Annotated in this window: 10 protein-coding genes; 9 read left to right on the top strand and 1 reads right to left on the bottom strand. The window is 62.5% G+C overall.

What is annotated here, in order from left to right; translation table 11 throughout:
* The 6 genes from PLL20_19830 to PLL20_19805 all read left to right on the top strand — a co-directional run.
* Nucleotides 1–342: hypothetical protein (locus tag PLL20_19830; protein HPD32251.1), on the top strand; the 342-nt coding region annotated here is incomplete at its 5' end.
* On the top strand, nucleotides 343–2,145 hold the full coding sequence (locus PLL20_19825) for a DUF262 domain-containing protein (protein ID HPD32250.1): 1,803 nt from the start codon (nucleotides 343–345) through the stop codon (nucleotides 2,143–2,145).
* Nucleotides 2,146–2,197: 52 nt separating this feature from the next.
* Nucleotides 2,198–5,536: a DUF499 domain-containing protein gene (locus PLL20_19820; protein HPD32249.1), complete on the top strand. Its 3,339-nt coding sequence runs from the start codon at nucleotides 2,198–2,200 to the stop codon at nucleotides 5,534–5,536.
* Between the two features lie 157 nt (nucleotides 5,537–5,693).
* A complete protein-coding gene (locus tag PLL20_19815) occupies nucleotides 5,694–6,863 on the top strand; it encodes a hypothetical protein (protein ID HPD32248.1) in 1,170 nt (389 codons plus the stop codon).
* The gene (locus PLL20_19810; GenBank protein HPD32247.1) at nucleotides 6,856–7,755 is read left to right on the top strand and encodes a hypothetical protein; all 900 of its coding nucleotides are present in this window, start codon (nucleotides 6,856–6,858) and stop codon (nucleotides 7,753–7,755) included. Before PLL20_19815 ends, PLL20_19810 begins: the two co-directional genes overlap by 8 nt.
* 297 nt (nucleotides 7,756–8,052) lie before the next feature.
* Nucleotides 8,053–8,604 carry a hypothetical protein gene (locus PLL20_19805; protein HPD32246.1) on the top strand — a complete coding sequence of 184 codons (552 nt, stop codon included), beginning with the start codon at nucleotides 8,053–8,055 and terminating at the stop codon, nucleotides 8,602–8,604.
* Nucleotides 8,605–8,711: 107 nt separating this feature from the next.
* Here PLL20_19805 and PLL20_19800 read toward each other — a convergent pair whose 3' ends face one another.
* Nucleotides 8,712–9,278: a DUF456 domain-containing protein gene (locus PLL20_19800; GenBank protein ID HPD32245.1), complete on the bottom strand. Its 567-nt coding sequence runs from the start codon at nucleotides 9,276–9,278 to the stop codon at nucleotides 8,712–8,714.
* A 445-nt stretch (nucleotides 9,279–9,723) separates the two neighbouring features.
* Here PLL20_19800 and PLL20_19795 point away from each other — a divergent pair, with 445 nt between their 5' ends.
* Genes PLL20_19795 through PLL20_19785 form a run of 3 tightly spaced genes read left to right on the top strand, consistent with a single transcriptional unit; the run spans nucleotide 9,724 to nucleotide 11,965 of the window.
* Nucleotides 9,724–10,848 carry a hypothetical protein gene (locus PLL20_19795; protein HPD32244.1) on the top strand — a complete coding sequence of 375 codons (1,125 nt, stop codon included), beginning with the start codon at nucleotides 9,724–9,726 and terminating at the stop codon, nucleotides 10,846–10,848.
* Nucleotides 10,849–10,859: 11 nt separating this feature from the next.
* Complete coding sequence (locus PLL20_19790; GenBank protein HPD32243.1) at nucleotides 10,860–11,477, top strand: hypothetical protein; 618 nt, start codon at nucleotides 10,860–10,862, stop codon at nucleotides 11,475–11,477.
* Complete coding sequence (locus PLL20_19785; GenBank protein ID HPD32242.1) at nucleotides 11,474–11,965, top strand: hypothetical protein; 492 nt, start codon at nucleotides 11,474–11,476, stop codon at nucleotides 11,963–11,965. The genes PLL20_19790 and PLL20_19785 overlap by 4 nt, the downstream gene beginning before the upstream one ends.
* Nucleotides 11,966–12,131 lie beyond the last annotated feature (166 nt).

Raw genomic sequence — 12,131 nt, 5'->3', positions numbered from 1 at the left:
GGCGGCAGCAAGGTGAAGCTCAAGGCGTGGAACCAGCGCAAGGGCAAGAGCATGGGCTACGAGGCCCCGGAGGGCAAGCCCGTCCCGCTGATCGACCGCATTCACCGCGTGATGCACCTGTGGAAGGAAGGCGACGTCCAGAAGGTGGACGAGTACCTCGACCAGCACGCCCTGCGGCGGAACGAGCTGTTCAAACGCGTGGTGCAGTCGCTGATCGAACTGTCCAGCAACAGCGAGCGGTCGCTGCTGGAGAGCATCAGCAACCATATCGGCGCGAAGGGCGCGGTCAGGGACAAAGGGCCGACGCTTTTCGCGGATGGGCCAGTAGATGAGGAGTCGTAAATGAGTACGGACGGGTACGACATCACGCCGGACAAGCGGCCGATCATCGGTCTGGTACAGCAGGCCTACGAAGGCAAGGCCTGCCTCCCGAACTTCCAGCGAGACTTCGTCTGGCCTCGCGAGGGGGTGGCGGATCTTCTGCGGTCCGTCCTGCGGGGCTATTACATCGGGGCTCTCCTGCTGCTGCGGTCGGATCCGCAGGAGCCGCCTTTTGCTCCAGTGTTCCTCCGCGGCGCCAAGCCGGCGCACCGTGACCCCCGACCGGAACTGCTGATTCTCGATGGCCAGCAGCGGCTGACAGCATTGCTGTATGCCCTTACGGCGCCACAATTACCCCTCAAGGACTCATCCCGGCCACGGCGTTTCTTCACCGATCTCCAGCTCCTGCTGGAAGAGCCGGACAACGACGGCATCGTGTTCGATGTTGCCGAGAACGAGCTCAACGGCCTGGAGCACGAAGAAGAGCAATACCGCCGCCGCATATTGCCCTGCACCACGATGTTCCGTCTCGACGATTTCATGACTTGGCGGGACGGTCTGGACGACTGGCTTCGCGAGCAAGAGCCGGAGAACCACAAACGCTTCCGCGAGGAGTGGCGAACGCCGTGGACGAAGGCGGTCGGGGCCTTCCAGAACTTCCTGGTCCCGCTGGTCGAACTGCCGCAGGTTCGCGATTCCGACACCTTTGCGATCGGCCGCGTGTGCGCCATCTTCGAGAAGCTCAATTCCACGGGGGTTGACCTGTCGGTGTATGACTTGTTGACCGCCCGCCTCTATCGGCACCGCATCCGGCTGCATCAGTTGTGGAAGGAGACCTGCCAGCAACACAAGCGGATCGCCGCATGGTCGGGTGGAAAGGCGGACACGAACAAGCTCGGCGTCCTGGTGCTTCGCACCCTTGCACTGCTTCGCGGGCTCGAGCCGAAGCCCCGTATCCTGATCAATCTGAAACCCGAGGGGTTCGAGGATGACTGGCGAAGAGCCGCCGCGGCGATGGAGCGGGCCTTCGAGCTCGTGGAACACGTTGGCCCTGACGGTTTTGGCGTCTTCCACCAGAAATGGTTGCCGGGTTTCGGCCTGATTCCCGTGCTGGCGGCGCTCCGGGCGGAGATCGAGGAGCGCAATCTGGGCGAGGCGGCGCGCGCCGAGCTGCGTCGCTGGTACTGGTGCAACGTCTTCCTGGAGCGATTCTCCAGCGGCGTCGAGAGCAAGTCTCGAAAGGACTACGCCGAGTTCCTTGACCATTGGCTGAACGACAAACCGGAGCCGGCCGTTTTCGCCGAGGCCCGGGCACGAATCGGGGCAGCCGGATACTCCATACGGGGGTCCGCCAGTTATGCCAGCGCGGTGTACTGCGGCGTTTTCTGCCTGCTGGCCATTCGGGGAGCTCGCGATTGGTCTTTGGGCGAGAGCATCCAGCTCCAGAAGCTGAACGACCATCACGTGTTCCCGCGGGCGTACCTGCGTGAGCACAAGATCACGAAGAAGCCGGTGGTAAACTCGATCGTCAATCGAACGCTGATCAGCAACATGACCAACAACAAGATCAAGGCGAAGCGTCCTTCCGAGTACCTGGCCATGCCGGAGATCGTGCCGCCGCTTCGGGGCGATGCGGTCCTGGAGCCCCATTTCCTCGACGAAGCGTCGCGGGCTGCGCTTCGTGCTACTGTACCGTCGCTCTCGAGCGAAGAGGTCGCCGCGCAATACGAGGCGTTCTGCACCGCCCGCGAACGCACGATCATTGCCGAGATCCGGAGAGTCTGTGGTATCGATATGGATGTAGAAGCCCCAGGCGGAAGGTGAGCAACGCCTGGATGAGTGAGGACTGAACATGGCTACAACGAAACTGGCGTGGATGCCCTGGCACCGGGTGGTGAAGCTTCGGGAAGACCTGAAATCGGGCGATCTACCGCTGCACATGTTCGCGGCGGACCTCTACGAGGTCATGATGGGCAGCGGCAAGCGGCCGATCTACGAGAAGCCCGAGGAGTTCTTCGCGCTGACCTTCCCCACGCACAACCTGCGCGGTCTGGTGCGGGACGTCGTGCTGCGCCTGGCCGGGAAGAACGACAAGGCGGTGCGGCAGCTCGAGTTGACCTACGGCGGCGGCAAGACGCACACGCTGATCACCATGCGCCACCTGGTCAACGATCCCGACAACTTGCCCGACCTGCCCGCCGTGAAGGAGTTCACCGAGACCATCGGCCAGACGCCGCCGAAGGCCCGTGTGGCGGCGCTGTGCTTCGACAAGCTGGATGTCGAGACCGGCTGCGACGTGCGGTCGCCCGATGGCGCGGTGCGTCGGCTCAAGCAGCCGTGGAGCCTGCTGGCGTATCAGATCGCCGGGGATGAGGGGCTGAAGCTGCTGCACGCCGACGGCAAGGCCGAGGAGCGGACCACGCCGCCTGCCGAGAACACGCTGTCGCAGTTGCTGTCGCTGCCGCTGAAGGAAGGCATGGGGACGCTGATCCTGCTGGACGAGGTTTTGCTCTACGCGAAGGTGCGCTGCCACACCGAACCGGGCTTTCTGGACGTGTTGATCGGGTTCTTCCAGTATCTCAGCCAGGCGGCGGCGAAGGTGGAGAAGTGCTGCATCGTGGCGTCGCTGCTGTCGAGTGAGCCGAAGGACCAGGCGGACGCGCTGGGCCGGAAGATCGTCTCTGACATGTACGACATCTTCCAGAGACAACGCGAGGAAGCGGTGCAGCCGGTGGAGAAGGACGACGTGGCCGAGGTGCTGCGGCGTCGGCTGTTCGATCCCCAGTCGGTGGAGCTTCGAGGGCAGTGGCCCCAGCACGTGATCGCTGCGCTCAAGGGCATCTCGGCCCTCGACGACCAGACAGCCAAGCAAGGCGGTGCGGCCGAGGAGCGGTATCTCAAGAGCTTCCCGTTCCATCCGGAACTGACGGAGGTGTTCTACACCAAGTGGTCGGCGGGCATCGAGCGGTTCCAGAAGACGCGCGGCGTGCTGCGGACGTTCGCCCTGGCGTTGCGCGAGGCAGAGAAGTGGGATGAAAGCCCGTTGATCGGCCCGGCGGTGTTCCTCAACGCTGCCAAACAGGAAGGGCTGTCCGATTCGGCGCGCGAGCTGGTCGCGGTTGCGGACACCATCGTCACCGACGGCCAGGCGACGAAATGGACGGGCATCCTCGAGACGGAGCTTTCGTGTGCCCGCCAGGTGCAGTCGGAATCCGTCGGGCTGAAGCTCCGCGAGATCGAACAGGCGGTGATGGCGACGTTCCTGCACTCGCAGCCGACGGGACGGAGCGCGAAGGCACGCGACTTGATGCTGCTGATCGGGCCGTGCCGCCCGGACAAGATCGAGCTGGAGAAGGGCCTGGCACGATGGGCACGGAGCAGCTACTGGCTCGATGATACGAACCTCCCTGAAAAAGACGGGCAACTGCCCAACGAGTGGCGGCTTGGCAACCGACCAAATCTGAACCAGATGCACGCCGCCGCGGCGGCGCAGGTCTCCGACGACGCGGTGAAAGCCCGTCTGGTGGAGGAAATCGGCAGGACCAAGTCACTGACCAGCGGGGCGTCGGCGTTGGGCGTCCGTGTTCACACCTTGCCGACCAAGCCCAAGGACATCGAGGACGATGGCCTGTTCCACTACGCGATCCTGCCGCCCAGCGCTGCCTCGGATTCAGGGAAACCGAGCGCTGAGGCAAAGCGATTCCTCGATGAAACGACCGGTGCGGAGAAGCCGCGCGTGTTCCGCAACGCCGTCCTGCTGCTCGCACCATCCCGTGACGGCCTCAACGTGGCTGCCGCACGGGTGCGCGATCATCTGGCGTGGGAAAAGGTCATGGACGACCTGGTGCCCAAGAACGAGGACGAAAAGAAGCAGAAGGGTCCGGTCGACATCGCCCGCTTGCAGACGCTCAAGATCAACATCGACAAGGCCAAGGCGCGCGTTCCGGAGGCGATCCGCCAAGCCTACTGCATCGTGGTGACCGTTTCGGACAAGGACGACGTGCAGGCATTCAAGATCACAGTCACCGACGAAGCGCACTTCGAGACGATCAAGAACGACCCACGGTCGCGGGTGCAGGACAAGGCGGTTACGGCCGAGGCGCTTCTGCCCAACGGCCCGTACAACCTGTGGAAGGGCGGCGAAACCAGCCGGCGCGTCAAAGACCTCGCCGGCGCATTCGCGCAGCTCCCGCACCTGCCGAAGATGCTCAAGTCGCAGGCGATCATGGAGACGCTAGTCGACGGCTGCGTGCAGGGCACGTTTGTGCTGAAGCTCACGCGCCCGGACCGTACGTTCCGTACTTGGTGGCGCACGCGGCCCGACGATACGGCGCTGGCCGATCCGGCGCTTGAGCTGGTCCTTCCCGAAGCCGCCGAGCTTGGCAGTATTCCCGGTGAGTTGCTCGCGCCGAAGGCGCTGCCCGACCTTTGGACCGGTGACGAGGTCACGGTCCAGGCAGTAACGCAGTACTTCAGCGGCAACACGGTGGTTCAGGTTGACAAGGGCGGGTTCAAGGAACCCGTACCGGTTCCCAAGGCAGCGACGGACGTCGTCAACGCCGCCGTCGCAGAGGCGGTCGCCAATGGGAAGGTGTGGTTGTTGTCGGGGCCGGCCAGTCTGCTGGCCGAACCGATTCCGACCGGCGTGCTCTCCCCGGCATCCAGGTTGCGGGTGCCTCCGTTACCCATTGCGGCGGCAGCGATCCTTCCAGAGAACCTGCCGACGGCATGGCAGGACGGCGCGACGACGGCGCTGGCCATCGCCACCGGCCTCTCCCAGCAGGCAGGCTACACGCTGCCGTGGAAGACGGTGCGGGACGTCATCGGCGGATCGCTCCAGGCTCGCTTCATCGCCCTGGCCGAAGACTCCGCGCCCTGGCCCTGCGATCTGGCCGCTGCGCAGACGGTGAAGATCAAAGTTGCCGCTGCCGGGACCGGTGGTGGAACCGGAGGCGGCACCGGTGGCGGGACCGGCGGAGGCGGTGCACCGCTTCCGAATGTCCGTGTCGCGGCGGCCGACTTTGAGCCGTCGCAGATGCAGGACCTCGGGGATCTCGTCCCGGCGCTGCTGGACATCAAGGCCAAGGCGAAGGTCGCGATGAAGTTCCACGTCCGATTGGAGGTCGGTGATGCGGGCTCCCGGCCGTCGGACGATGTGGTTGGCGATATCAACAATCTGCTTAAGGACTTAGGAGAAGGCTTCCGGCTCGTTTGAGTATTGGTCGGATGATGCTTGACTACCTAACAAAAACCGAATATGCTGAGTGTCGATCCGCTCGGGGAAGCGGATGCCGTCCATTTCAGCCGGGCCTGGCCACGGAATCGGGCACCAGGAGGGTGCGGCCCGGGGGCTTCATTCATACGGAGGCACTATGGGCCGCCAGTACTCCGCGAAAACGTTTCTGCGCAACGCTCCTAACCGCCTGCTGCAGCAGTACTTCCAGAAGCAGGACCTCAACCTGGGGCTGGACTGGGTCCGCCTGGACGAGACCGAAGTCAACCCGATCTTCCTCGCCCTGGAGGCCTTGCCCGCAGCCACCCGTAGCGATGTGGACACCGATTTCGCCCTGATCCACGAGATGGCATGTGAGCACGGCGTCCAAGCGATCGTGGAGGAAGGCCGGAACTGGGGTCGCGATTGGGCCGAGCAGTTCGCCGGCATGCGCAACCATTACGAACGGGCGTTCTGGACCTTCCTGAACGAACCCCGTCGGTTTCACGTGGCCGGCTGCTTCCACGAGATGGACCGCCTCGGCGGCTGGCGCCGGCGGTTCGTGGGCCGGAGGCTGGAGGCGCAGGACGACGAGGACGCCTTGGCCGAACTCGAAAGACGCGTGCGGCTCTTCTATCGACGTCAGGGGCGCGGGCGCTTCTGTCACGTCGATTACTACGAACGCCGTGAGCCCGAGCGGCATTGCTACTTCGCCTACCCCGAGGACTACGCCAGCACCGACGTGGGATACGACGAGAATGGCCGTTTCCTCCATCGCCCACGGCGCCCGGCGTTCGAGGTGATCTTCGTCTATCGCCCGGAGGAGGGCGTGCTCGAGCTGCATGCCAAGGGCAACAAGCGGCAGGCTGACGAATTGGCGGAGATCTTCTGCACCACGACTCTCGGGCTGGTGAAACTACCCGACGACAACGATCGCGTGCCCTTCGACCTGGCCGTGCTGAAGAACCCGGAGTTCCCGTTCCCGACCGATCCTGCTGACCGCATCTCGGCCGTACATGTGCGGCAATTGCGGTTTGACCTGCCCGAGCCAACGCGTGGCCGGATCACGGTCTCCGCGCACGCGTCGGACCATCGTCCGCGGGCGCTGCGCGATGTGGTGGACCGGGCGATCGACCGAGCCCGGATGCCACTCGAGGCCCTGCACGTCTCGCAGGCGAAGATGCGGCTGGTCTTTGCACCCCACAACGGCGAGCGTCCCAAGACATTGACCTTCGAGGTCACGTACCCGGATCGCTGCACGCTCAAGGATGACCCTCTGGATCAGATCGCCAAGAAGTACCTGAGCCAATGGGGGATCGCTCGTGACTGATGCAATACGCCACATCATGCATGGCTTTGAACGGGGCCCCGTAGTTGCCTTCACCGGCCAGGAAACCGCGCGTTGGCCGCGTGGTTTGCTCGCCGCACTCGTCGATGGTGCCATCCTGCACGAAACCCAGCTGGCCGACTCAGTCTGGTGCGATGAATGTGAGGAGGGTTGTTCGATTACGCCCGACGTGCACGAGCATCCGGGGACGGGTGAGCTGTTCGCCGTGCACTACTGCTCCAAGGAGGGTTACGGCCGGATCACCGTATCGGTGGACCAGATGCGGCAGTGGCAGTCGGACCCCGACGGCATGGCGAAGTGGTTGTGCGCGCAACTCGCGCTGGCGTCCGCGCCCACATCGATCGTCCGAGGGCAGCTCTACCTGTTGGGTACGCGTCCGACGACCAACGGGCCCCTGGACGTCTTTCTCGCCTTCGGGCTGAGTCAAGCTTCCGGGTACGACGTGGTTGTCCAGAACGTGGAGCGCCTGCGGGCGACACCGGGGTCAGTCATCATCATGCCCGCCTACATGCCGGTACCCGGGATCTGGTCGATTCTTAAGGCGAACTGGCTAATCTTGACCGATCTCGTGCTGTGGGATGCGGAGCGAAGCGTTCTGGATGCGTCGATGCTTGTGAGGGCCGTGCAGGCGGCCTGCCCGGCGATCTCCAACGAGCGGTGGATCACCGTCACGGAGGGCGCCCGGCTGCTCACGAACGACTTGCCGTATCTCGACATGAAGAAGGCCGCCGCCCGAATCTCCAAGGCCGCCGGCGCCGGCAAGTTCATGACCAACGGCAAGGCCCGCGATGCGCGTCGCATCGATCGAACCAGCTTCGATGCCTGGCGACTGGAGCAGCGCGACCGCGACCTGGATGCGGAGGAGGACGACTGAATTCGCAGCGCGGTTTTGCGCGGTGTACACCGCGCAACGGGCCACAAACGGGGCAAAACCGCGCCCAGGTTTGCATGACTTGCAATCCGCAAACCGCGTTGGTAACGTCGTTTACGCGTTTCAAGCAGAGGGCCAGAGGCGTTCCCAAGCTGGACGTCGAGGGTTCGAATCCCTTCGCCCGCTTTTGACGTAAAGTACGCTGACCCCGCTAGTTGCGGGGACCCGCCTTCGAGGCGGAGCGGCCGTAACCGAGGCCAAGACGCGTGTAGTGTACACGCGGCGTTTCGGGAGACGACCGTGAACGCTTCATCACCGCAGAGACTGCCCAAGTTCCGGGCCCACAAGGCGACACTCCAGGCCTACGTGGAGTTGTCGGGCAAACGCTTCTACCTCGGCTGCCACGAGTCGGCCGAGGCCCGGCAGAAGTACAACACCCTCGTGGCCGAGTGGCTGGCCAACGGACGCCAGCTCCGCGCCAACCCGGAGCAGATCACTGACAAGGAGCTCACCACCCGCTACTGGGTCTACGGCGCGCAGCACTACCGCCGCGCCGACGGCACGGTCGCCCGCGAGCTCGACAACATCGTGGACGCCCTCCGCCCGGCGAAGGAACTGTACGGCACGAAGCCGACTGCACAGCTCGGCCCCCGGGCCCTGAGGACCATCCGCCAGAAGATGATCCAGAGCGGCCGTCGCCGCCGGAATATCAACTGCCGCATCGGGCGGATCAAGTGCGTGTTCAAGTGGGCGGCCGGCGACGAATTGATCCCCGGCGAGGTGTACCACGCCCTGCCGGCGGTGGAAAGCCTGCGCGGCGGCCAAAGCCAGGCAATAGAAAACGGGTCCTGAATCCAACACCAACCGAACCACGAAACGAATCCATGCCGACCTTCATGGCCATGCCGACGCTCCCACAATATCATCAACACCGAAGACTCACTGCCCCACCGGCTTATTCACGGCCAGAACGCCGCGATGGCCACAACCAGCCAGATCAACACCCCGGCCGTCAGCTTGACCACCGTGCCGACAAAACGACCGACACCTGCACCAATGCCCGCCTTGAGGGCTGCCAACTGTCGGCGCCCCCCCGACAACTCCAGACCCCAGGCCCCAAGCCCAGCCCCCACACAAGCTCCCAGAAGCGAGCCCAATAGCGGAATTGGGATCAGGAACGTCCCGACCAGTGCCCCAATCAAACCGCCGGCAAGTGCCCCGATCGAGCCTCGTCGACCAGCACCAGTGGCTTTGGCCCCCAACACCCCAGCAACCAGTTCCAGCACCTCCGCCAGAGCCGCCAGAACCATGATCGCGGCCAGCACCCCGATACCGATCATCGGCGGGTCAACCGTCGAGTCGGCCGGCCACTTCCACCACGCAACCAACGCGGTCGTGATCACCATCAGCCACGTGCCCGGCAATCCCAGCGCCACCAGGATCAACCAAGCCGCATTCAGCAACAACAGCACGACGACCAGCAACCAGAACATCTTCACCACCCGGGCGAATTCGGGCGACACCATACTGAATCCGCATGGCCCAGGCCCCGTCCCTGCTCGACACACTCCGTCGTTTCCGGAGCGGCCATCTTGTTATTCCCGCGATCAACCACAGGTGACAGCCTGTTCAGCCCGGTCTTGGCTCCCGAGCCTGCACCCCGGTGCCGACAGCGTCTCCCCCGCTCATTGACAATTGCATAATACCCTCAACGCCGGCCAGAAACCGGTGCCCTGTCGATCCCACGGCCCCTGTCTGCCCCGGTTGCCTCTTCTTGCTCCATGCGAAACGAACCCATCGCAGGGGGATCCGCAGAAACCCAGGCAAGGCACAACAGGCCGCACAACTCGTTCTGTAACAATACTTTACAACGACATCGCGAAAATCATCCAAACCCCGGGCGACCCGACAGACCTCTTCGAGACGGCCCACGAATATGTGTATGGCCCGGGTTATGTTGACGAATTCGTGTTGGAGAGCCAGAAGAGCGGCAGCGCCCAGCAGGACTTCTACGTCCTGCAGGATGCCAATTTCAACGTGATGGCCCTGACCGACGCCAACGGCGGCGTGGTCGAACAGTACCAATGGGAACCATACGGCCTCCTCGCGGCCAAAGACACCGACACCGGCGGCACCATCCCCCACAGCCACATCGGGCATCAGGGACTGTTCTTCTACCGGTTCAATCCCCAAACAGGCGACACCGCCACCCTCAGCACGACGGCCGTCGGCTTATACCACAATCGAAATCGGTGGTATTCACCGAATCTGGGACGGTTCACGTCACGGGATCCAAACGAAACGGCCGCAATGATACTGCTGGGGCATGCGATGCATGCGGGCCACATGTTGGCGGACGCGTCGGCGTTCCGCCCTGAGAGTCACTTCAGCAATGGAATGAACCTACTCGTCTATCTAGGTGGGAATCCGGTTGGTCGATCAGACCCAGCCGGATTGTTCAGCTTCATGAACGTGATGGGTACCACCGCGCTGCAGATGGACCTGATGAGTCAGGAAGCCGATGTGTCAGTGTCGCTACTCAAGGCAATCGGTGGCTTGGCTCAACTTGGTAGCACTCGAAATCGAATGCTGGATGACCTGCTGGGCGTGGCCTCGTCCCCGATCGATACCAGTGGGATAGACTTCGCAGTCAGTGCCTACAACTGTTACCAGCATGTCCAGTCAGTCGCATTGGGGATCGGATTCTTCAAAGCGGGCGCATCATTTGCCAAGTACGGGGTCACGGGGCTGATTCGCCTTGTCAAATCGAAGGGGCACCATACAATCCCGATGTGGGCAGGTGGGAACAAGTCGCAGTTGCTGTATAGGATGTTCAGGTGGGGAGGTGGTGGGGGCCATAGGCAGTTGGAGAGGCGAATCCGTGAGCGGATAAGCGCGAAGTTTGGCTTCCATATCGGCGGCAGAGGAGGCAGCATGGATGACTGGATGGAGCATATGATGGAGAATCCCAGCTTGCAGGAATCGGTCTTTGAGGAACTGGCAGACATCTACCGCGAGTGGGACCGCAGCCACCAAACGAGTCTGTCGGCGTTCTTCGAGATGAATCTGTTCATGGGCAACTTCACTTCCTACTAAGGAGGCAGGACGTGTCGGCTATGGCCCTGTATCGGATCCATACCAAGGGGCACTGTCATCCCGCAAAGGGATGGTTTGCTGATTTTGAATCAGCCTTCATGTGTCCAGAGTGTTGGGCCCTGGATCTTGGTCTGCGAAGCAAGGGCGTCGACGTATGGCTTGAAGAGAAGCCGCCGCGATACGCGATCAACAGCGTCAGGCCGCCAGGGGTTGGTATTGCGCAGGTTGACTTTCTGTCGCTTTTCAAGGATGAAGTGTCACGATTGCTCGTGTTGGGCCGTGTGTTCGACCAGGACGGTGCCGAAATTGAGGGTCTTGTGACATTTGTAGCTCACAGGCCGCTTCCTTTGCGGGGTGGGCATCAATCGACACACTCCTTCTGCCCGAAATGTGGCCGCTTCAGATACAGTGCAGCTAATGACTGGTATGTCGTCAAGAACTCGCTCACCGGTGCTCCGTTATACGAGTGTCGCATGGGTGGTCTTGTCGTGACAGAAGACTTGTATCGGCGCGTCGATCGGAAAGCATGGAAGGGGATCTACGTCACGAAGGTCCCGGTGAAGGATGAACCGGAGGACGGCATCACCGACTTCCCAGAAAACTACTACTATCGGGGTCCGCAGACATGATAGGCACACTGACTGTTGGCGACAGAGAATACTGCCTTGCAGAAGCTGAACTGCATATGCCGCTGCTTGGGGAAAACCGTTGGATGTACCTGGTTGTTGCTGCAGCGGATGGGCGGGTCGGGTTCGGCCTCTGGGATGTTGAATTCACGGCTCTCACGAGGCTTGAGGAATTAGACGGCAAGCGAATGCACGTACGTCGGGATACGTCGGCTTACGACGACGACACGCTCGGAACCGACATCGCCGCAATGTATGAGACGACGGACATCAACTACCTGTCTACAGAGGAAGGTGCCTTTGATTTCGAAGAGATCCAGCTCGACTTCGAGTATCGGGAACCACCGCAATGTCGTTGTCGGTTTCGTGCTGTGCTGACGGCAGATGCCGAGGAAGACCCTAATAAGGAGTCCAAAGAAGCTTGTGGGGTCATCGCCTGCGCAGAGTTCACCGTTCGCTTGGATGAGAACGACCCGAGCGCAGAAACGTAGGAGTCGAACAAATCGAAGCGGGCAGAGGCTTGGCTGATCAGGCGGAAACCATCGCGATTGTGCGTAAGGGCCGTACCCGGGACACGTGTGCGCATGTGCGGCTGACGCTTTGGGCATGTTCTTTGACAAGAGCATACGCGAGATTGGCTTGCCACTGGCCGGGTTG

The sequence above is a fragment of the Phycisphaerae bacterium genome (assembly GCA_035384605.1).
In the GTDB taxonomy this organism is placed as follows: domain Bacteria; phylum Planctomycetota; class Phycisphaerae; order UBA1845; family PWPN01; genus JAUCQB01.
Note: the sequence above shows the minus strand (reverse complement) of the source record. Positions and strands in the feature narration are given on the sequence as shown.